Origin of the sequence: Paenibacillus alginolyticus DSM 5050 = NBRC 15375 (assembly GCF_000422905.1) — a bacterium.
Lineage (GTDB): Bacteria > Bacillota > Bacilli > Paenibacillales > NBRC-103111 > Paenibacillus_E > Paenibacillus_E alginolyticus.
This window is the reverse complement of sequence record NZ_AUGY01000029.1, coordinates 37953-60310: the sequence shown is the minus strand read 5'-3', so window position 1 is coordinate 60310 and position 22358 is coordinate 37953. Positions and strand designations below refer to the sequence as shown.

Annotated in this window: 14 protein-coding genes and 1 pseudogene; 13 read left to right on the top strand and 2 right to left on the bottom strand. The window is 43.2% G+C overall.

Annotated elements, in window-relative coordinates; all coding sequences use genetic code 11:
- The first annotated feature begins 236 nt into the window (after positions 1-236).
- From G519_RS43105 to G519_RS0115055, 3 genes are all read left to right on the top strand, one after another.
- Positions 237-1148, top strand: coding sequence for a DUF4822 domain-containing protein (locus G519_RS43105; RefSeq protein ID WP_064743463.1), 912 nt, complete (start codon positions 237-239; stop codon positions 1146-1148).
- Positions 1149-1489: 341 nt separating this feature from the next.
- Positions 1490-1945 (top strand): GNAT family N-acetyltransferase, encoded by a 456-nt coding sequence (locus tag G519_RS0115060; RefSeq protein WP_029195415.1) that lies wholly within the window; start codon positions 1490-1492, stop codon positions 1943-1945.
- A gap of 196 nt (positions 1946-2141) precedes the next feature.
- Positions 2142-2324 carry a hypothetical protein gene (locus G519_RS0115055; protein ID WP_029195414.1) on the top strand — a complete coding sequence of 61 codons (183 nt, stop codon included), beginning with the start codon at positions 2142-2144 and terminating at the stop codon, positions 2322-2324.
- A gap of 170 nt (positions 2325-2494) precedes the next feature.
- Here G519_RS0115055 and G519_RS0115050 read toward each other — a convergent pair whose 3' ends face one another.
- Positions 2495-2692 carry a hypothetical protein gene (locus G519_RS0115050; RefSeq protein ID WP_029195413.1) on the bottom strand — a complete coding sequence of 66 codons (198 nt, stop codon included), beginning with the start codon at positions 2690-2692 and terminating at the stop codon, positions 2495-2497.
- Positions 2693-3008: 316 nt separating this feature from the next.
- On the opposite strand from G519_RS0115050, the gene G519_RS0115045 reads away from it, so the two are divergent.
- A complete protein-coding gene (locus tag G519_RS0115045) occupies positions 3009-3704 on the top strand; it encodes an IS6 family transposase (protein ID WP_127527872.1) in 696 nt (231 codons plus the stop codon).
- A gap of 176 nt (positions 3705-3880) precedes the next feature.
- Here the strand turns inward: G519_RS0115045 and G519_RS0115040 are convergent, their stop codons facing one another.
- Positions 3881-6142, bottom strand: a complete 2262-nt coding sequence (locus tag G519_RS0115040) for an AraC family transcriptional regulator (RefSeq protein ID WP_029195411.1) — start codon at positions 6140-6142, stop codon at positions 3881-3883.
- A gap of 324 nt (positions 6143-6466) precedes the next feature.
- Here G519_RS0115040 and G519_RS43100 point away from each other — a divergent pair.
- The 9 genes and pseudogenes from G519_RS43100 (at position 6467) to arfA (ending at position 22302) form a co-directional block, all read left to right on the top strand.
- Positions 6467-7176: pseudogene (locus G519_RS43100) on the top strand (IS6 family transposase).
- A gap of 314 nt (positions 7177-7490) precedes the next feature.
- Positions 7491-10649 carry an alpha-mannosidase gene (locus G519_RS0115030; RefSeq protein WP_029195410.1) on the top strand — a complete coding sequence of 1053 codons (3159 nt, stop codon included), beginning with the start codon at positions 7491-7493 and terminating at the stop codon, positions 10647-10649.
- 187 nt (positions 10650-10836) lie between these two features.
- On the top strand, positions 10837-11730 hold the full coding sequence (locus tag G519_RS0115025; RefSeq protein ID WP_029195409.1) for a carbohydrate ABC transporter permease: 894 nt from the start codon (positions 10837-10839) through the stop codon (positions 11728-11730).
- A 16-nt stretch (positions 11731-11746) separates the two neighbouring features.
- Positions 11747-12610, top strand: coding sequence for a carbohydrate ABC transporter permease (locus G519_RS0115020; RefSeq protein WP_051253411.1), 864 nt, complete (start codon positions 11747-11749; stop codon positions 12608-12610).
- Positions 12611-12761: 151 nt separating this feature from the next.
- Positions 12762-14165, top strand: coding sequence for an ABC transporter substrate-binding protein (locus tag G519_RS0115015; protein WP_029195407.1), 1404 nt, complete (start codon positions 12762-12764; stop codon positions 14163-14165).
- Positions 14166-14258: 93 nt separating this feature from the next.
- Positions 14259-16010, top strand: a complete 1752-nt coding sequence (locus G519_RS0115010; RefSeq protein ID WP_029195406.1) for a sensor histidine kinase — start codon at positions 14259-14261, stop codon at positions 16008-16010.
- A 7-nt stretch (positions 16011-16017) separates the two neighbouring features.
- Complete coding sequence (locus G519_RS0115005; protein ID WP_029195405.1) at positions 16018-17628, top strand: response regulator; 1611 nt, start codon at positions 16018-16020, stop codon at positions 17626-17628.
- A 34-nt stretch (positions 17629-17662) separates the two neighbouring features.
- The gene (locus G519_RS0115000) at positions 17663-20764 is read left to right on the top strand and encodes a glycoside hydrolase family 2 TIM barrel-domain containing protein (RefSeq protein WP_029195404.1); all 3102 of its coding nucleotides are present in this window, start codon (positions 17663-17665) and stop codon (positions 20762-20764) included.
- A gap of 23 nt (positions 20765-20787) precedes the next feature.
- Positions 20788-22302 carry an arabinosylfuranosidase ArfA gene (gene arfA / locus G519_RS0114995; RefSeq protein ID WP_029195403.1) on the top strand — a complete coding sequence of 505 codons (1515 nt, stop codon included), beginning with the start codon at positions 20788-20790 and terminating at the stop codon, positions 22300-22302.
- The last annotated feature ends 56 nt before the right edge of the window (positions 22303-22358 follow it).

The window sequence follows — 22358 nt, the reverse complement described above, 5'->3', positions numbered from 1 at the left end:
GGTGGATGAGGAGGTTTTCATTGGACAGATTTTGTTGTGCTAACGAAGAACGATAGCTCAATAATTAAATTAAAAAGGGCTTCCGGCGTGGATCGGTATCAGCGTTGTGCTAACTGACAGAATAGTTTAACCAACCAAAAAAAACATAGCGTAAAAATAATTAATGTATATTCGGAAGGAATTGGAGAAAGATATTCTTGGTTTTTCCAAAAAGTAAAATATATGGAGGAGTAAGCATGAGGAAACTAATGTTATTATTATGTATTGCAAGTGTGGCTCTAACTTTCGCTTTCCCATTAATATCAAATGCTATTGAACCAGAGTTAAAATTAACCGTAGGGCAGGAAATGACAAAGATTCTTGGCAGCACCAATTGGCAAGGTACTAAAGTTTATGATAAGAATAAAAATGACTTAACAAAGGAAAATGCAAATTTTATCGGTCTTGCGAAATATGATAATAAAACAGCCAGATACGAATTCTTCGATAAAGAAACAAAACTAAGCCGTGGAGACTATGGAACTTTTTTCATCACAAATGATGGGAAGCTAAGAGGATTAATCTCCGAATCGAAGGGGTCCCGGGTTATTGTTGAAATAACCAAACTGACAAAAGATATGTTCACCTATAAAAGAATGGGTAAGGATGCTAATGGCAATGACATCGAAGTGTTCGTGGATCACATACCATATACTATAACCGAACTTGCCTTTACTACTCCGGATAAGACATTGCAAACCTACACAGGTAAAGTAGTGACAGACGTTGATGGGGATCAAATTTTATCTAATACCTTATGGCAAGGTACAGTAGCATTAGATGAAAAAGGAAATAATGTCTCGAGCTATAATGGGAATTTCTTAGGACTAGCTAAATATGACTTTAAAACAAATAAGTATGAATTTTTCGATGCGAAAACAGGACAAAGCCGTGGAGACTATGGATATTACAATGTAGTTCATGGAAATAAGCTAAGAGCTCATATATCGGAAGGAATGAAGTACGGTGCAGTTCTTGAGCTTACAGAGTTGAATAATAATAAATTCACTTATAAAAGAAAAGGTAAAGATAAGGATGGAAATGAAATTTTCATCACCGTTGAGCATGTACCTTATAAAGGTCCTTTCAAGCTAAAATTCAGTCACTAAATTAATATTATGGAACTGACAGTGGAATTGGCGTACAAACTGACAAACAGTTTGATGCGCCTTTTTTATTCTTATAACAATATTTTTTCGTAGTCCTAACGGGAAACTAAACTTTCACGTCAAATTGGAAGGGCAAAGACGTGTTGCTGAAGCCGAGTTTATAGAAATTATCGGTTTATCACAAACCCTAGAACTGAGTAGAGGTAGATTAAATATTCCGCTAACGGAGAACGATAGTTGAAAAAACGTAAAAAGGATACCGCGTGCAGCCTATTGTGCTAATGGGCAGTCTTGCGAATGTGGAATGTCTTATTTCATAATATTTTTAGAGAGGGATAAAAATGATTACATTAGATTTAATGAATTCGACAGAATTCCAGGAGTACCTGAAGTCTGCAATTAATAGCTATGCAAAAAGCATCGTCCAATCTGGTAATTGGAACGAACAGGAATCTATTAGTAAGGCAACAGAACAATATGCACACCTTTTGCCTGATGGCGAGAATACCACTGATAACAAACTATTTACAATTCGTTCTGATGGACAAAAGGTTGGAACGATTTGGCTTGCAGTGAAACCAAACAACAAAGGGTTTATATACGATATAAAAATTAGTGAAGATTACCGAGGGCAAGGATTTGGTAAGCAAGCGATGGAAGATATAGAAAAGGTGGGAAGAGAATTTGGCATCAAGAATATAGGACTTCATGTCTTTGTTCATAACCAAATTGCTCGTGGTTTATATGAAAAGTTAGGCTATAAAGAAACGAGCATCGTAATGGCAAAAGAATTATAAACTCTATGTCTTGTTCAACTAACGAAAAACGATAGTCGAGGGGCTTGCTTTTCAGCAGCTCCTCTTTTATTTATTAAAGTAACGAGAGTTTAACTGAACAAACAGAAACCATTTCTACTTTCTCATATGTTTAAGACATAAAGGATTTGATCATGAGAGTCAGCTTTTAATCACTATAAGAAGGAGATGAAATAGGTTGGAACAAGTTCAAGAGGTGAATTTTCTTCAAAAGAAACTACAAAAATACATTGAGCGATATATGTACGATGCAGAATTATCAAGTCCAGAAGCATTAAAGGGAATCATTGAACTAGTTCGCTCGCATCCAGAGGATAAACCGAAACAAACAAAAACTCCCGATGAGCCATCGGAAGCATAAAGCGATTTTCAAATTAGTAAGAAAAAAGAAATCATAGCAGTTATTGTGCTAACGGATAACTATAATTGAATAATAAAAGGTCAGTTTGCTTCAGCAGACTGACCTTTTATTATTACGTTTATTCTTCTTAATGATAACTATATTCTATGACTATGAGTATGGTATTGGAATTATCTTTTACTAAGAAATTGACAATTTGCCTTAACGAACCTTTCTCCAATGGTGCTTAATACAATTTCTTCATCATGAGATTCAATTATTACATTCTCACCTATAAGTTCACCTTGTAAAAAGATCGAGATTGGCTGCTGAAATACACGCATTCGTTCAAAGTCTGAAGGTTCTTTTAGTTGACGTTGTTTTGGCATTGTTATGTCCCTTTATGAAATAATTATCTATTAAATAATTTCATAAATATGAAATTATTTAATTTGACAGTTGGCTGCTAGGAACTCGAGCGAATTATCCGACGAACGTTCAGCAGGTGATGAGCAACCATTTGGGCAATCATGACATTACGACTTCTAACAGCGCCGTTTCTTTGACACAGCAATTAATCAGTATTCGTAACCAATATCCCGCATTAAGGACGGGGTCATTTATGAGGTTGTGGTGCAAAGTTCTAATTTATGATAACGTAATTGAAAATATCATGGGATGGAGCAACTTTTTTTGGAAACGAAAATGGATTTATTTAAATGGAAGCAATATGAATCGGCGATCATTTTACTAACGGTGAGATGGTATTTGAAATATAGTTTAAGCTATCGAGATATAGTCGAAATGATGAGCGAGCGAGGATTAAAGATTTCCCATACGACGATCATGAGATGGGTCCATGAATTTGGACCCGAAATCGACAAACGAATCCGTCCCTTTTTGAAACCTACAAACGATTCTTGGCGGACCGACGAAACCTACGTCAAAGTCAAAGGTCAGTGGAAGTATCTATATCGGGCAGTAGATTCTATGGGGAAAACCATAGATTTCATGTTATCTGAAAATCGGGATATGCAGGCAGCTAAGCGTTTCTTTACAAAGGCTTTGTCCTCTCCACATAATCAAACCCCACGTGTAATCACCTTGGATAAAAATCCAGCATATCCACCAGCCATTCAAGAATTAATAATGGGGAAATCCCTACCAAAAGAAATCTTGATTAGACAGACAAAATATCTAAACAACATTGTGGAGCAAGATCACCGATTCATTAAGAAAATCACAAAACCAATGCTTGGTTTCAAATCGTTTCTTACAGCGGATCAGACGTTAAAGGGAATTGAGGCTTTACATATGATAAGGAAAGGGCAGGCCGATGATAATTCGACTGTCCTCACTGCGGTTGAATGGCTAAATAAGATATTTGATTTAGTGGCATAGTCAAAGTATAGTTTGTCGGGTAACTGCGAACTTTTTTAAATCCTTGCACCAGAACCAAAAATTGTATATCTTCAAAAAATGCATACTGTTGACAACTGATATCGCTTCGCGCATAACAGTTGCAACCTTTACGAAAAAAAACGGCTACCACGCTGTTTACAACGGGTAGCTTTCATTCATTTGTTTGAATCCCGGTATTGGCCCGGCGTAATACCGACCACTTTTTTGAAGGAGCGAATAAAGCTCGACGTATTTGAATAGCCGACTTGCTGCGCGATCAATTCCAGCGTTTCATCTGATCTTCGAAGTAATACGATGGATTTTTGAATACGAAGCTGATCGATATATTCCTTGAAATTTTGTCCCATCGTTTTCTTGAAGTGATAGCTGAAGCCCGAAATCGACATGCTAAAATGATCGGCAATGAGCTGCAGCGAAAATTCAGGATACATACCATTTCCTTCAATAAACGCAAGGATGTCATTCTGTGAGGCTGTTCTGGAAGTTGGCTGTGAGCTGCGAATGAGATCGCAAAGCTTGCAGCAGCTTTCACGCATAATATCGATCATTTGCTCGATCGTGTAACGATGAAGGTAAGAGACGCTGGTCAATTGCAGCAAGCTTTGGTCGCTCTGCCGGAAACGCTGCAGTCCGTTGAATATGACAATGACCGTGTTCAAATAAACAGCTCTGACCATATGCGGCGGCGTACCGTCGTGCCCGATATATGCGATGATGCGCTCCATAACCGATTCAACTGAGGGGACGTCGTTTTTTAAAATGAATAGCTCAAGCGATTGCAGTTGTTCTGCAAAATAGGAAACTGCACTAGTTTGCTGGACTTCGATTTCGTCGAAAACAAGAACCGAGTATTGATTCCGGACCCGAAGATGCTCGGCAGCGCGAATGGCCTGCAAATAAGATAGGTGAGCTCCTTCCGGGGATTGTCCCGGTGTTCCAATTCCGATCAGCGTACGTAGGCCAGTCCGTTCGAGCAGCTCCTGCTGAAGAACGCAGAGATACGCCTTTAATTGAAAGATCGTGTTGTGGGAGCCAACAAAGACGATCTCTTGATTATAAATGCTATTGAAGAAGTACCCTTGAAGTCCTTCTGGCAGTCTGTTCTCCTCCATCCGGCAATATTCAGCAACAGCTTCGATGCCGCCTTCTTTTGTTTCGCAAGAAAGGACAACAACCGTAATATGAGAATAGTTGAAGCAAACTCCGTACGGATCGGCCTCCTTTTGAAACGCGTCCCATGTCGGATAACGGTCGCATATCAGCTCGAACAACAGATTATCACGTATGACAGGCAGCGTGCTTTTTACACTCTCATCCAGCCTGCTGTTGGCGGAGGAAAGTTGATCCAGCGCATACCATATCGTATCGATTTCGTTCATTGTACTCGGCTCTCTTACCGTAAACAGGTTTTTAGCGAAATGGACCAAACCTTTAATCGGATGATAATTTTTACGGATGGACACATAGATGACGATCACTTCGAGTAATAAAATCAAAATAAAAAGAACGACGGTGTTGCGCTGGATCAATCGGATATCTTGCAACGTTTCAGACACAGCCATCAAAGTAACATATTTCCAGCCGTTTTTATCCGATACTTCGTGCGAAACGATAAAAGATTTGCCGTTGATCTGATAAATACCTGATCCGGACCGATGCTCACCCAAGCCGGACACCATATCTTTGAATTCACTCGAATGACTGTAGGAGGTTTCGTTTGAAGCGACCAAACGGTTTCCCTTTGGGTCGAAAATAAAGAAATCACCAGTAAAAGCTTCGGAAACCGACTTCATCAGCCGGATAATCGTTTCCTCTTTCACCATGATGAGCACTGTACCGGGCGAGTTGAGGCCGCCTAACGGTAACGGAGATAAGAACGTCAGCATTCGCGTCCGGTTATTACCGGATACGATGACGTTTTCCGCAGGCCGAACCGTCGATGAAGTCAAGTTGTTCAATTCCTCGAACATGGCTTTATGCGGCCAATTTTCATAATAATATCCGACGCCCGGACTCTCAAAGTCGTGAATACTGTAGGCACTTCCTGTCTTGGCAAACAGAAAGCCGATGCTTTTCACATACAAGAAGGTGTTGTCGATGAATGCATCCGTCGCATTGTATTTCCGCATTTCGTTTGCAATGACGATTCTTTGATAATCGTCGTCCCCAGCCAAGTACAACTTGATCTCCTGGTTGTTCACTAGCTCTGATGGAAGGTTGTACACATAACGGGTGAAAATATCCATCGAGTTCATGAATTGTGCGGTGACATGAGCGTTCCAGTCCATTTCCTTTTGCTTCACAACTTCCGTTGAATTCGGGTAATAGTAGAATAGAATAACGATGACGGGAAACAGCAGCACCAATATATAGGAAATCAACAATTTGGCTAACAGGTTGAACCTGTTTTTTTTCATAAGTGTCCCCCTTCTGGAATACGCCACAAAATAAATATTTAGAGTAAGCGGTTACATGATGAGGTGAACCAATTGTGAAGAAATCACCGACTTCCCATAGGCTCAGATATCCTTTGCTTTGAATTATAATAAAAAATGGAAATATGTAAATAGAGTGGAAACACAAATATTTTTTGAAAAAGAAAATATTGTTTCGATGGAAAATATGGGAACTATCATATTCAATATTTGCACAAGGGTGAGATACAAGGCGGGGTTGTGGTGCAAGAATTTCATTCTTGATATTATTGAAGGTATGGACAACTTGAGATGGTGCAAATTAATATGGAAAATAGTTCAAATATATTCAAGTGGAAACATTTCGAGTCGGAAATAATATTACTAACGGTAAGATGGTATCTTCAATATCGGTTCAGTTATCGAGATTTAGTAGAAATAATGTCTGAACGAGGAATATCCATTTCTCACACAACGATTATGAGATGGGTCCATGAATATTCTCCTGAAATAGCAAAGAGGGTTCGTCCTCATTTAAAGACTGTGAATGATTCATGGCGTTGCGATGAGACTTATATCAAAGTGAAAGGTCATTGGACCTATCTCTACCGTGCTGTGGATTCGACGGGTAAAACGATAGACTTTATGCTTAGCGAGAAAAGAGATGCGAAAGCTGCTGAACTCTTTTTTCAAAAAGCCTTAGCTTTGGATCACGTGCAAACACCAAGAGTGATTACCGTTGATAAAAACCCTTCCTATCCCGCGGCTATTGAAACTCTAAAGAAAACAAAGAACTACCTCAAGATATTTTGATGAGGCAGGTCAAGTATTTGAATAATATTATCGAACAAGATCATCGATTTATAAAGAAAAGGACATGTCCAATGCTTGGTTTTAAATCATTTGAAACGGCTAAGAAAACGATTCAAGGCATTGAAACGATGCATATAATCAAAAAGGGGCAGGTCAAATTGAAAAATTTGTCTGTCCCTAACAACGTTCAACTCTTCCAGCAGTTATTCGGTTCGATGGCGTAACAATCAATTTACAATACTAGAGGTTTGTGTTTATTCATTATTTGCACCACAACCATTTATATCATTACCCGATTTTGACAAGAACATTATCTCATTTTAACAAAGGCGAACAATTGGTGTGTGGGCTTATTGGATGTTTTATAAAAATGAATTTACCCCCTATGAATCATCGGTTTACCTATCACGTCTTAAGATTGTTATCCATTAAAATATTCATATCTATCCCTTAGAGATAGTAGAAGAATAATAAGTCTCATGATAATGGTTAATTCATATGACGGTAGCAACGTCAAAGGATTGAAGGGAGTATTTAGATGTTTTGGACAGTGGAGAAATTACATGCGCGAATCAATGAACTGGAACCGCTTCGCTATCGTGGTGAAAGGGCTATAGATACTTTTCGAATCAAACTCGATGCTGGTGGCGTCATTGGAGACTATCCTTCAGAAGACGGCGAGTGGGATAACATTCGTATAGGTGACCGTTGGAAAGGTCGCGATGTTTACTACTGGCTGGCAGCTGATTTAATTATTCCCGCCGAGTGGAAAGGAAGGAAGGTGCTGGGCCGGTTTAAGCTAGGACAAACCGGAGAAGGAACGAACAGCGGTTTCGAATCGCTTCTGTTTTTAAACGGTGTGCCATATCAAGGTGTGGACTCAAATCATGAGGAAGTATTTTTGCACGAAGAATTGATTGGTTCCAAGGTGCAGCTTCGCTTCCGCTTGTGGTCTGGGCTAGGCGGTTACCAAAGCTGCCGTGAAATGGAAAGCCAGCTGGAATTGGCAACCGTGTGCTGGCTGGATGAAGCATGCGACGATCTGTACTACACGGCCAAAGCTTTGCTGGAAACGGTTCGCATACTGGATGAAAATCGTCCGGAACGGCACGAGCTGCTGTCGATGCTGGATCAGGCCTTTCTGCTACTCGATTGGTCGAGGCCAGGGAGCGATACGTTTTACAGCTCAGTGGCCAGGGCTCAGGAACAGCTTCAAATGGCATTGTCATCGATGCCAAAGCTACACTCGGTTGTGGTTCAATGCATCGGGCACACGCATATAGACGTCGCTTGGCTTTGGCAGCTGAAGCATACACGGGAAAAGGCAGCGAGATCTTTTTCCACGGTGCTGCGTTTAATGGAGCAGTACCCGGAGTACATTTTCTTACAAACGCAACCACAGCTGTATGAGTATATCAAGTCGGATTATCCGCAAATTTATGAGCGCATCAAGGAACGTGTTCGGGAAGGACGATGGGAAGCGGGCGGTGCAATGTGGCTGGAGGCTGACTGCAACCTAGCATCCGGTGAATCGCTTGTGCGGCAGCTTTTGTATGGAACCCGATTTTTCCGTGAGGAATTCGGTGTTGAATGCAAGTATTTGTGGTTGCCGGACGTGTTCGGTTATAGCTGGGCGCTGCCGCAAATCTTGCGAAAATCCGGAATTGAGTCATTTATGACAACAAAAATCAGCTGGAATCAATATAATCGGATGCCTCATGACACTTTTATGTGGCGGGGGATTGATGGAACGGAAGTACTGACGCATTTCATAACGACGCCTGATCCTGGTTCAAGTGAAGGAGCCTTCTACTATACGTACAACGGGAAAGTTACGCCATCGTCAGTACAGGGGATTTGGGATGCCTACCGTGATAAGGCGCTGAATTCGTCTTTACTGCTTGCTTATGGATTCGGGGACGGCGGAGGCGGTGTAAATCGCGAAATGCTTGAGATGAGGCGCAGATTGGATAAAATACCCGGGATTCCTGCGGTGAAGACGGGGCGCGCCGACGAATACTTTAATGAGTTGCAGCAGCGGGTCTCTAACTCAAATTCCTACGTGCACACATGGGACGGCGAGTTGTACCTGGAGTTGCACCGTGGTACCTATACAAGCCAAGCCTACAACAAGCTTATGAATCGGAAGTTGGAGCTGTTGTTTCGGGAAACCGAATGGTTGCAAGCTATGAGCAGCATTTTGAATGTTAACGAGGCTGCCGCGAAGGGTGAGAGCTCCCTTCCTCTGCAAGAAGGCTGGAAAATTATTTTACGAAACCAGTTCCATGATATTATCCCTGGTTCGTCGATTCGCGAGGTCTATGAGGACAGCAGAGCCGAGTACAACGAAGCACTCGCAATTGGAGAAAAAGTGTGGAATCAATCCGTATCGTTTTTGGCAGAGGGGGAACATGAGCGTGAAGTGCTTGTGTTCAACAGTTCTCCGTGGGAGCAAACGGATATCGTATGCTTGCCCAAAGCGAAAGCGGCGGAAGTTGAAGAAGTTTGGTTGGATGCTCTAAATCGTCCGCTGGAGACTCAACTCGTAGATGGAAAACGGTGGGTTAAGGTGGAGCGAATTCCTTCGATGGGATACACTGCGATTCGTCCCGTGGAACACGTTGATACGCCTGTGCAAAAGTTTGAGGAGATTACTTTCATAAAGTTGGATCATGGCTTAATAACGCCTTTTTATGAAATCGAATGGAATGCCAGTGGTCAGATTGAACGGCTCTATGATCGCATTGAGAACCGGGAAATACTCGCTGAGGGCCAAAAAGGCAACCGATTTGACGTGTTCGAAGATAAGCCGAAAGGTCGGCACGAGGCGTGGGACATTGACATTTTTTATACGGAGAAAAAGCAGGAAGTGAACTGTCTGAACCGAATCGAAGTGACGGACAGCGGTCTTTTGGCTGCGGTCGTACGTTTTGAGTGGTCATATATGGAATCTACAATTGTACAGGATATGGTGGTCTATGCGCACAGCCGTCGAATAGATTTCCAGACCCATGTCAATTGGAACGAGCAGCGTAAACTGTTGAAAGTTGCATTTCCATTGCGAATTCGGGCAACGGAGGCAACATACGATATCCAATTCGGCAATGTAAAGCGTCCTACGCATTGGAATACAAGTTGGGACTATGCGCGGTTTGAGACGGTTGGCCATCAGTGGGCTGATTTGTCTGAACGAGGATATGGCGTCAGCCTCTTGAATGATTGCAAATACGGCTATGATATTAAAGACAATGTGATGAGACTTACGCTTATCAAGTCCGCGATGGTTCCTGACCCTACGGCTGATATAGGAGAGCATAAATTTACGTATTCGCTGTTTCCGCATCCTGGCGATTGGTATGAAGGGAAAACGGTGCAATCCGCATGGTCGCTTAATAATCCACTTACGTATGCGTATGGGAAGCCTGCTAAAGCCTCGTTCAGCTTGTTTCGCCTTTCCTGTGATCATGTCATGATTGATGCGGTTAAAAAAGCCGAGGATCAAGACGCGATCATTCTACGAATACACGAGTTTGCAGGCATAAGCGGACAAGTGGAAATTCTGAGCGACGCCCGGGTCGAGTCCTGGCAGGAATGTGATCTACTCGAACGCCCTCAAGGAGATCAGCAGTACAACGCTTTGATACATGTTCAGATGACGCCTTATGAGATCAAAACATTTATTGTCCATTTTAAATAATGATAAACGCAAACAAGGCCGCAAATCTCTTTGTGGCTTGTTTGCGTTAGTCCTATATCCATCAAGCTACGTACCGGGTGATGAAGACAGTTGATTTGTCCTACGGACACAGTTGGATTACCACTCCCGCATTTTAGCGCGGTTGTAATATGCTTAAACTACAAAAAGCTTAAGGAGTAGATGTAATATGCGCAAAAGGAATTCTCTCTTCAATTCCTATGTATTTATTTTTCCAAGTCTGTTTTTAACCTTGGCGCTAGGAATATACCCGCTTGTATGGGCGTTTCGTTATATGTTCTACGATTATCAGGGGTACGGACAAGAGAAATTTATCGGCATCGATAATTTTACGAGATTGCTGCGTGATACGGAGTTTTGGCACTCCGTGTACAACACGCTCATCTATGCAAGCGGAAAATTGATTATCGTCCTGCCGCTTTCACTTATACTTGCTGTTATTTTGAATCGCGGTATGAAAGGAAAAGTACTGTTGCGTGCTGTCTATTTTATGCCGACCATCATAAGTACCTCTGTCATGGCCATCGTATTCTTTACGATTTTCAATTCGTATAACGGATTGCTCAATCAATTTTTACTGAAGTATGGTGTAATCTCTAAATCGATCGATTGGCTGGGGCCGGATTATGCCATGCTAACCGTAATTATTATGGCTGTATGGGGTGCGATCGGTAACTACATGCTGCTATTCATTGCAGGATTGCAAGGAATTCCGGATGATTTGTACGAAAGCGCATCAATTGATGGAGCGAATGTGGTTCAAAAGTTTTGGTACATCACGATTCCGATGCTAGGACCTGTTCTGCAAATGATCGTTATGCTCGCCATCATTAATTCCTTGAAAGGGTATGAAAGCATTATGGTTATGACCGAGGGAGGCCCTTTCGGTAAAACCGATGTCATGTATCTCTATGTATTCAAGCTGTTTTTCCCAGTTTCGGCCGTATCTCCGACTGTACAGGAGGTTGGTTACGGCAGCGCAGCTGGTTTCGTAACGGCTTTAATTGTTGGTCTGGTTACGGTTGTTTATTTCTTTCTATCCAAACGTTTGAATCAGGATTAATTAGGGAGGATATAGGATGCTTACTAGTATGAATTCAGGTGGTTTCAGGAGTGGCCATTTTATCGGTCAAATCATCAAATGGATATTTTTGATAGCCATAGCCTTTTTTACGATATTTCCTATTATAATGGCCATTTTAGGATCATTAAAAACGAATGCAGAGTTGACAACGGGAGCAACTTTATTACCTTCCGTATGGAAGTTCTCCAATTACGCAACAGCCTGGAAACAGGCGAATTTTGCTCAGTTTACGTGGAACAGCCTCTTTATCAGCATAATCGTGACGATCGGAACGCTGCTCGTCGCTACGATGTCAGCTTATGCGGTTGACAGAACGAAGTTCCCAGGCAAACGATTGTATGTGGGTCTACAGGCCAGTACGATGTTTATTTCAATCGGTGCGGTTGTGTTGATGCCGCAGTTCAATCTAATGGTTAAACTTGGTTTGAACAAATCACTGTGGGGCGTCATCATCATCTTGATCAGCTCGCATGCTGTCATCTATTTTATGCTAATCGGCTTTTTCAAGGCGATTCCTAAGGATTTGGATGAGGCTGCCTATATCGACGGCTGCAATTTCTTTACGGTTTACTGGCGAATTATCCTCCCGCTGCTGCGTCCTGCTCTTGGAGTCACTGCCTTGTTCACGTTCCGCGGCGCATGGAACGAATATATCTTGCCGCTGGTTTTCACGATGACGAACCCGAAACTGCAAACACTTACGGTGGGGCTGGCTAATTTACGCTATGGTATAGGAGCAGCTGCAGAAGCACAACTCATGATGGCCGGAGCGTGCTTGTCTTTCCTGCCAATTCTGGTGGTGTATGTCTTGGCGAATAAGTCATTCATCCAGGTAACTGCAGGAAGCGTAAAAGGATAAAGGATGCAAAAACATACTAAAAGAGTGATTTTCCCACACATGGAAAGTTGAATTGTCCTTCACGGTTCAAGTTGATAAAGGTTTATCATGAAAACAGTTACATGATGCATGCATCGATTCTAGTTAGATAAAAACAGGAGGGTTTAACGACATGAGTAAAAAGATAATAATGAGCACGCTGCTTGGCGTTACGATGGTAGCTTCACTTGCGGCTTGCGGTGGACAAACCGATCAGCCCAATAGCAATAGTGCTAGCGCAACTACAGCACCAGCAGCAGGGCAGAAGACGAAACTTGCTTACTGGACCGTTGACCGTCACGACGCTGATTACATGAAGGAAGTTATCAAAAAGTTCAATGAAACGAACAAGGACAACATTGAAGTTGAGATGACGGTACTAGCTGATAACTTTAACCAGTCGGTCGACATTGCTTTTGCAAGCAAGCAAGCACCCGACATCTTTCGGACAAACGATTTCTCTGGCTTTGTGAAGAAAGGGTATCTATTGCCACTCAACGATATGATGACAGACGAAATGAAGAAGCGTTATAATAATTTACTGGTTGAAGAAAGTAATATGGTCGATGGTAAAATTTATTCGCTACCGAACACAGGGCAATATTGGAGATTGATTTATAACGTAGATCTATTCAAAAAAGCCGGAATCACAGAACCGCCAAAAACGATTCAGGAAATGGTTGAAGATGCCAAGAAAATTACCGAGGCTGGCAAAGATATCGGAGCTTACGGCTTTGCGGAAAACTTTAAAAATCCCGGTTCTGCCTTCTCGCGGATTGCCAATCCGATTGGATCACTTAGCGGAACTTCCGTACTGGATGGCTACAATTATAAAACGGGTCAGTACGATTATTCGGCATACAAGCCAATTGTAGAGGGACTTCGCCAGATGAAGCAAGATGGCAGCATGCTGCCGGGTGTTGAGTCACTTGACATCGATCCTCTTCGTGCACAGTTCGCAGCTGGGAAAATTGGTATGTATTTTAACCACTCCGGCGAACCGGCTGTATACCAAAGCCAATTCCCGACAAAAATTAACTGGAATGCGGCACTGCCTCCAACCATTGACGGGAAACAACAGGGAACTGTAGCCCTTGCCAATGCAGGTAATTATATTGGAATCAATAAAGGCACGCCAAACAAAGATAAAGCATGGAAATTTTTGGAGTACATCTATAATTTAGACTTCCAGAAGGAATACCACGAAAAAGGTTTTGGGATCTCGATTGTACCGGATGTTAATGCCGTCGCGAAAAAGCCTGTTATGCCAGGTATTGAAGGTTTCTTACCTAGTAAGTTCGACGCTCTATACGCTCCTACACCGACTGGTGTGGCGGAAACGAAGGTTGAGGGAGTAAAAACGGGTAACGTAATCATCAAATACATGCTCGAAGGCGGAGATTTGGACAAAATCCTAAATGATTTGACAACCCGCTACAATACAGCACTGGAGAAAGCAAGAACCGCGGGAGAAACGAAGATGAAGGCGGATCCGAATTTTGATCCGGGTAAACTGCAGGGCAGCCTCGCAAAATAGCCAGAAAGCTTAATGGATACAATAGGGTAAGGGGCGCGCGGCCGAAAGCAGCGCGTCTCTTCTCTATTATCGAATGAAGAAGGGGGAGACAGCTTGAAAAAATGGTTTTATCAGCTTTCGCTCCGCCGACGGTTATGGATTTCGGTTTTGATGCTGACAGTTATCTCCATTTCACTGACAGGCATGATGTCCTATTGGATTGCCTTTCGATCAACAGAAAGTGAAGCGTTTATATCCAGTCAGAATACGTTGAATAAATCTGCGCTCGTGCTTGACGAAAAACTTAGGCACATCATTGTCACGACCTCTTCGATGATGCTTAGCGATCCATTCAAGAACGCCATGGATGATGTTTTTTCAAATAATTCAGCATCCTACTATACACGGTTATCTTCTTTGCAAACGCCTCTTGGGCAAATGAAACTGATTGAGCCCTCAATTCAATCCGTTTTAATTTATACTCCTGTTGGCGAACTGTTTGCCACGAACGATCTTCGTAACGGTCAGATTCGTTTAAAGGATACGATTTTTTCGCGTTATTTGAACACCGCCGACCGTGTCGCGTGGGTGGAAAATCACGAAGATCCCCTTTTTTTGGGAAAACAGAGGGTTATTTCGTTGGTTATGAAGCCTATAACGGAGGCGGATGTTCATGATGTTTATGTGGTAGTTAATGTTAAGGAAGAGGCCATTAGCAAGGTCGTCACGGATGACCTGCTCGATCAATCTAAAAACTATTATCTGATAACAAGAAAAGGTGATACCGTACTCCCGTTAAGCAGTCATAAGGCTTTATTTGAAAGCGACCCTGATTTTTTAAACCAGTTGCAGAATCAAGACCGCGGATTTTTCAAATACGACATCGCTGGTAACAAGTATCTGGTCAATTATTCGCGGTTAACCATGGCGGACAATTGGATGATGGTCAGTGTGCAAAAACAATCGGATTTGCTTCATCAGGTTAATCGAATCAAAACGACTACTCTCTGGATCATGTTATGCTGCGCCATATTGGCCATCGTGATGTCTAATGTCATCTCGAGCTTTCTATTGAAGCCGCTGCACAAACTGCAGGGACTGATGAAGAAAGTGGAACAAAATAACCTCGATGTGCGTTTCACAAGCAAATATGAAGATGAGGTTACGCAGGTCGGGTTAAAATTTAACCGTATGCTCGAGGAGATTTCCTCCCTAATCGAAGAAGTCAAGGAAGCCGAGTCCGAGAAACGCAAGATGGAGATCAAAGCGCTTCAGGCGCAAATTGATCCGCATTTTTTGTATAACACACTAAATACGATGATTTGGAAGTCGGAAACCTCTCAGAACCGGGATGTCACGGAGATGATAACCTCGCTGTCTTTATTGTTCCAGTTTGGTCTTAATGGCGGGAACGAGATGACAACATTAGCTAGGGAGATTGATCACGTAAGGCAATATTTAATCCTTCAGCAAAAATGCTACGAGGATCTGTTTGAGTATTCGATTGAGTTGGAGGATGAGTCTCTGCTGGATGTACCCATTTTGAAAATTATCTTGCAGCCTTTGGTGGAAAACTCCATCCTGCATGGTTTTCAAGGGATTGAGGGTATGGGGAAAATTCGGATTTCTATTTCCAGATCCGAAGATCATCTGAATCTTCGAGTGGAGGATAACGGTGAAGGCATGGATGTCCAATCCGTTGACGCGGATATGCGGAGGGATCAAGCATCCAAAAAAAGCTACGCGCTTCGCAATGTTTATGGACGACTGCGACTATACTACGGCAATCAAGCAGATATCAGTTTGAACAGCGAACCTTATGTCTCCACCACGGTGAAACTAACTATACCATTGACAGGCGAGTGATAACGCAGTGACGATCGAACTTAGAATGTGTGTAATTGATGATATCAAAACCGTGGTGCAGGGCATTGCGAACCAAATTAATTGGGAGAATTACGGTATTTGTATTGCAGGCACCGCCAGCAACGGTGAGCAAGGCATCGATCTCATCAAAGAAACGGAGCCCCACATTGTGCTGACGGATATCCGAATGCCGAAAAAAGATGGGCTGGAGATGACCAGGCAGGTTTTGGACATGTTTCCACGAACGAAAATTGTCTTTTTAAGCGGCTTTACAGATTTTGATTATGCGCAGGAGGCACTTCGTCTAGGTGCGTTCGATTACATTGTAAAACCTTATACTCCTCAAAAAATTATCGAAGTGGTTTTAAAGGCGAAACAGTCGATTGAAGAGGAAATTTCAGAAACACAGCGTTACAGTGAGATGGAAAGAAAGCTGCGGGAAAGCTTGCCATATTTAAGACAAGAATATTTTCAACTGCTGCTGCAGTTCCGAACGACTCCTGAACAAGCGAAAAAACGTTGGGATTTCTTAAATATAGCACTTGAGCGAGAGCGTTTTATTGTCATGCTGACGGAAATCGATCAGTTCACCGAGCAAACGGAAACGCTCCCTATGCAGGAGGTAGAACTGATCCGGTTTACCGTGCACAATATTTTGGAAGAAAGCTTAAGGGAACACACGAAAGGATTTGTCTTCCGTGATCAAACGAACCGGTTTGTGGCCATTTTCAATCCGTCGGCTTTCTTAAATGCGGAAACAATTGCGGAAAGATGCCGTGAGAATGTCAATAAATATTCCAAATATACAATATCCATAGGACTTGGGGAAGAAGTGCAGGAGATACATCAAATATCTTACTCCTACTCCCAAGCGTTCGCAGCTCTTTCCTATAATTTTTATACGGGAGGCAACACCGTGTACAGTTACCGGAATATGAGCCCTGTTCCTCAAACATTGCCTCGATACTCCCCGGAAAAGGAAAAAGAGCTGTTTTATTGCTTAAGGTCGGGGAACTTGCAAAAAGCGAGCGGCATTGTGGACGAGCTATTTGAGGAAACCGTCAATGCGTCTATGCCTCCGGCTCCCGAAGTGGTCAAAGGGATGTGTGATGAGCTGGCCTTTCTAATCAACCGTGTATTCTCTGAAAAACTAACACTTGAGGAAATGGAAAAGATAGAACGTCAACAGTATTACATCAAAAATCTTTCATCATATAAGCTGAAGGAACTTCAAGACAACATCAAGGAAATGTGCCGGATCGGTTGTGCGTTCATTCAGAAACGTCATGTAGAAGATGTGAACCAGGTTGTAGAACAAGTCATTGCGCACATACGGCAAAACTTGTCTTCAAATATGACGGTCAATGATTATGCAAAACTGGTTTATTTGAGCGGCAGTTATTTTGCTAATCTGTTCAAGAAGGTAACCGGAATGACAGTAACCCAATTTGTAACATCAGAGCGGATGGAGCAAACGAAAGCCATGCTGCTTGAAGGCAAGCAAGTTCAAGAGATCGCCCAGGCTTTAGGATACGAAGACAGAAGACATTTTAGTGAACTGTTTAAAAAACATACAGGCATGACACCGTCCGAATTTAAACATCTGTATACAAAGTGAAAATAAAATCTAGCCAATGAGGTGCACATTAATTATGCATAAAAAGTTTCAATATATACTTCCGAAGAACGGTTACCCCGAGTGGAACAATAACCCGGAGATTTTCCAATTGAACAGAATGAAGGCTCATGCGACTTTAATGCCATACGCTTCGGTGGAAGAAGCGCTGAAGGGGGACAGAAGCGCATCGAGATACACTGTTTCACTGAATGGCATGTGGAAATTCAGCTTCGCCGAGAAGCCGGATATGCGCATTGTCAATTTCTATGAAGTGGGCTACGATACAAGCGGCTGGGACGATATCCAAGTTCCAGCACACTGGCAGCTGCATGGCTACGATTATCCGCAGTATACAAACGTTAAATACCCATGGGAAGGGAAAGAGGATATTAAGCCTCCTTTTGCACCGATACAATATAATCCCGTTGGCGCTTATGTGCGAACGTTCACAGTGCCTGAAGCTTGGAAAAAACAGCCTGTTTATATCAGTTTTCAGGGTGTGGAGTCAGCTTTTTACGTCTGGGTTAACGGTGAATTGGTCGGTTACAGCGAAGATTCGTTTACTCCTGCGGAGTTTGATCTGACTCCTTATTTGCAAGATGGTGAAAATAAACTGGCTGTAGAGGTCTACCGCTGGTGCGATGCCAGTTGGTTGGAGGATCAGGATTTTTGGCGGATGAGCGGGATTTTCCGCGATGTGTATTTATACAGCACGCCGAAGGCGCATGTTTACGATTTCAGTGTAGTCGCTGATTTAGACGACGAGAATCAACACGGTTTTTTGCAAGTAAAAGCAACGGTGACTAATGTGTTCGGTGAGCAGCTCGGTAAACATACACTGGAAGTCATGCTTTACGATACGACCGGAAATCCAGTATTGGTGCCATTGTCGGCGGACGTGGTGTTAGATGACGAGAATGAGCGGGAGCTGCAGCTATTTACAAAGGTAGAGAACCCAATGAAGTGGACCGCTGAGACGCCTTCTCTGTACAACTTGGTTTTGGTGCTAAAAAATGCTTCCGGGGAATTCGTTGAAGCGGTGAGTTGCCGCGTTGGGTTCCGAAGATTTGAGTTGATTGACGGTTTGATGAAGATCAACGGTAAGCGCATCCTATTTAAGGGCGTGAATCGTCATGAGTTTAACTGCGATACCGGCCGCGCCATTCGTTATGACGATATGGTGCGCGATATTCAACTGATGAAAGCCTATAACATTAATGCAGTTCGTACTTCGCATTATCCGAACCATCCCCTTTGGTATGAATTATGTGACGAATATGGCCTTTATGTGATTGACGAAACGAACCTTGAGACACACGGCAGTTGGTCAAACTTTCAAGAGGAGGAAGGATGGACAGTCCCAGCGAGTAAACCGGAATGGACAGCAAATGTATTAGATCGCGCTAATTCTATGCTGCAGCGGGATAAAAATCATCCGTCTATCATCATCTGGTCACTAGGCAACGAGTCTTGGGGCGGTGACAATTTTATTAAAATGCACGATTTCTTCCGATCCAATGATTCAACTCGGCTGGTTCATTATGAAGGCGTTACACGATGCCGCAAATCCGATGCAGCTACTGATATCGAAAGCCAAATGTACACACCACCGTATAAAGTTGAAGAGTATGCACGTTCTAACCCGAAGAAGCCTTTTATTTTGTGTGAATATAGCCATGCAATGGGGAATTCCAGTGGGAATCTTTTTAAATATACCGAGCTGTTTGACAAGTATCCCATTTTACAAGGTGGCTTTATCTGGGACTGGATCGACCAAGCCATTCGCACGAAAACCCCGGATGGCATCGAATATTTGGCATACGGCGGGGATTTCGGCGATACACCGAATGATGGCACCTTTTGCGGGAACGGACTCATTTTTGCAGATCGCCGTGTAACTCCAAAATTGTACGAAGTGAAGAAATGCTATCAGAATGTTAAGTTCGAGACAGTAGATTTGAAGCAAGGCCGTATCCGTGTAACGAACAACTATTTGTTTACGAACTTAAACGGTTATGATTTTAAATGGGAAATGGCGAAAAACGGAATAGTGGTGGAGGAAGGAATCGCTCCACTGATTGTGGATGCGGGTTTCACTTCAGAGTTTACGCTCCCCTATAAGCTGCCCACTGATGCGTTAGATGGAGATGAGTATACCTTGATAGTCCGGCTTCTGGAGAAAGGCGATACGCTATGGGCGCCCGCCGGCCACGAAGTGGCGTTTGAGCAGTTCCTGCTTCCAATTGAGACGCATGCTGTACAAGCTTCAGTTGCTATGCAACTGCAAACGGAAGAGTCGGATACAGCTTTTACGGCTTTTAATTCAGATTTCAATGCGACCGTCAGCAAGCTGACGGGCGATTTAACTTCCTATATGTACAAGGGAGTCGAGATAATGAAAGAAGCTCCGATACCTAACTTCTGGCGTGCTAGTATCGACAACGATAAGGGTAACAAGCTCCCTGAACGCTGTGCTACTTGGAAGGAAGCTGGACAGAAGCGTAAGCTGCATGCCATGAATATCCATTCTTACCACGAAAAGGTTGAGATTGCGGTAGAGTATACCTTACCAACGACAAATGTTTCGTTTTGTAAACTGCTGTATGTAGTAATGGGGAATGGTGAGATTCAGATTCGTGAGGAGCTGCAACCAGGGCAAAACCTCCCTGAAATTCCGGAGATCGGTGTGATGTTTCAGCTTAAAGCGAACTTCGAGAACCTTATGTGGTACGGTAAAGGCCCGCATGAAAATCATTGGGACCGTGCTGAAAGTGCTAGATTGGGCATTTACAACGGAAAGGTTGAAGAGCAGTATGTGCCGTATTTGCGTCCTCAGGAATGCGGAAACAAAACGGATGTCAGATGGGCCGAACTGACCCGCAGCGATGGCATTGGATTACGGATTGAAGGTGCTCCAACCGTGGAGCTGAATGCTCTGCCGTATACGCCGACCGAACTAGAAGCGCATGATCATATGTATAAGCTGCCTCCAAGCGACAAAGTGGCTCTGCGAGTTAACTACCGGCAGATGGGGGTCGGCGGCGATGACAGTTGGTTGTCAAAGACACATCCCGAGTTTACGCTATATGCAAACCGCAGCTATGCCTATAGCTTTACGATCAAGGGTATTTCTTAATTCATTCAATGGAGGAATCAGCAATGGCGCTACAAGCATTCATGGTCATCGACAAAGATTTTATTCTAGCAGAGGTTGATCCGAGAATTTACGGTTCATTTATTGAACACCTAGGTCGTGCGGTATATGGAGGGATTTATGAGCCCTCGCATCCAACCGCGGATGAACACGGTTTCCGCCGTGATGCATTGGAGGCTATCAGAAGATTGCAGGTCCCGATTATTCGTTATCCAGGTGGGAATTTTGTATCAGGTTACAATTGGGAGGATGGTGTTGGCCCCCAATCGGAGCGCAAACGTAAACTGGAGCTGGCTTGGTGGACAACGGAAACCAATCAGGTTGGAACCAATGAATTTGCAGAATGGGCTAAGCGTGTCGGTTCAGATGTGATGATGGCTGTTAATCTTGGTACCCGAGGCGTGGATGCTGCGCGGAATTTGGTTGAATACTGCAACCATCCATCCGGCTCATACTGGAGCGACCTCCGAATTTCCCATGGATACAAGGAGCCCCACCGGTTCAAAACATGGTGCTTAGGTAATGAAATGGACGGCCCCTGGCAAATCGGTGCAAAAACGGCAGTAGAGTACGGTCGGTTGGCCAATGAAACGGCTAAAGTTATGAAATGGGTTGATCCTAATCTGGAGCTTGTCGCTTGCGGGAGCTCCAGCAGCGGAATGTCGACCTTTGCAGATTGGGAAGCTACCGTTCTAGATCTGACTTATGATCAAGTAGATTTTCTGTCCTTGCATACTTACTACAACAATAACGAGAACGATTCGAAGAATTTTCTTGCCCGTTCGCTGGATATGGATCAATTCATCGGGAATGTAGCTTCCATCTGTGATTACGTCAAAGCCAAAAAACGGAGTAAAAAGAAACTATACCTTTCCATGGACGAATGGAACGTTTGGAATACGATTGGCTCCAGCCGTGCAACAGAACGCTGGCAGGTTGCGCCGCCTGAATTTGAGGATACATACACCCTCGAGGATGCCCTTGTTGTTGGCTGCTGTTTAATCACTTTGCTAAAGCATGCAGACCGGGTGAAAATGGCTTGTTTGGCACAGCTTATCAATGTAATTGCACCCATTATGACCGAAAACGGAGGACCTCTCTGGCTGCAAACCACTTATTATCCCTATCTTCATGCTTCCCTTTACGGTAGGGGAACAGTTCTGCATCCTGTCATCCGATCCCCCAAATATGACTCCAAAGACTTTACGGATGTACCGTATTTGGAAGCTATCAGTGTCTATAACGAGGAAAGGAGTCAAATTACGGTTTTTGCCGTCAACAGACATCTTAACGATACACTTGACCTGGATGTCAACCTTCGCAGCTTCGGCAAAGTTAGGTTACTCGAGCATCTGGTGCTCGAACATGACAATATTAAGGCAGCAAACACCAAGAGTCATCCGGAGGATGTTATTCCTCATAACCGTGGAACCGCACGAGCCGAAGACGGGCATGTTCATGCAAGACTTTCCAAGACTTCTTGGAATGTAATTCGATTGGAAGTTATTCCAGCTACTTAAATAAATATACAACAAGGTCAGTCGATGTAATTTCGATTGACCTTGTTTGTTATAAT

What these genes read in the sequence shown, in the direction of transcription:
- G519_RS0115020 (WP_051253411.1), top strand. Translation starts at nt 11,747, where the DNA reads ATGCTTACTAGTATGAATTCAGGTGGTTTCAGGAGTGGCCATTTTATC.
- G519_RS0115050 (WP_029195413.1), bottom strand. Translation starts at nt 2,692, where the DNA reads ATGCCAAAACAACGTCAACTAAAAGAACCTTCAGACTTTGAACGAATG.
- G519_RS0115015 (WP_029195407.1), top strand. Translation starts at nt 12,762, where the DNA reads ATGAGTAAAAAGATAATAATGAGCACGCTGCTTGGCGTTACGATGGTA.
- G519_RS0115030 (WP_029195410.1), top strand. Translation starts at nt 7,491, where the DNA reads ATGTTTTGGACAGTGGAGAAATTACATGCGCGAATCAATGAACTGGAA.
- G519_RS0115040 (WP_029195411.1), bottom strand. Translation starts at nt 6,142, where the DNA reads ATGAAAAAAAACAGGTTCAACCTGTTAGCCAAATTGTTGATTTCCTAT.
- G519_RS0115060 (WP_029195415.1), top strand. Translation starts at nt 1,490, where the DNA reads ATGATTACATTAGATTTAATGAATTCGACAGAATTCCAGGAGTACCTG.
- G519_RS0115000 (WP_029195404.1), top strand. Translation starts at nt 17,663, where the DNA reads ATGCATAAAAAGTTTCAATATATACTTCCGAAGAACGGTTACCCCGAG.
- arfA (WP_029195403.1), top strand. Translation starts at nt 20,788, where the DNA reads ATGGCGCTACAAGCATTCATGGTCATCGACAAAGATTTTATTCTAGCA.
- G519_RS0115045 (WP_127527872.1), top strand. Translation starts at nt 3,009, where the DNA reads ATGGATTTATTTAAATGGAAGCAATATGAATCGGCGATCATTTTACTA.
- G519_RS0115025 (WP_029195409.1), top strand. Translation starts at nt 10,837, where the DNA reads ATGCGCAAAAGGAATTCTCTCTTCAATTCCTATGTATTTATTTTTCCA.
- G519_RS43105 (WP_064743463.1), top strand. Translation starts at nt 237, where the DNA reads ATGAGGAAACTAATGTTATTATTATGTATTGCAAGTGTGGCTCTAACT.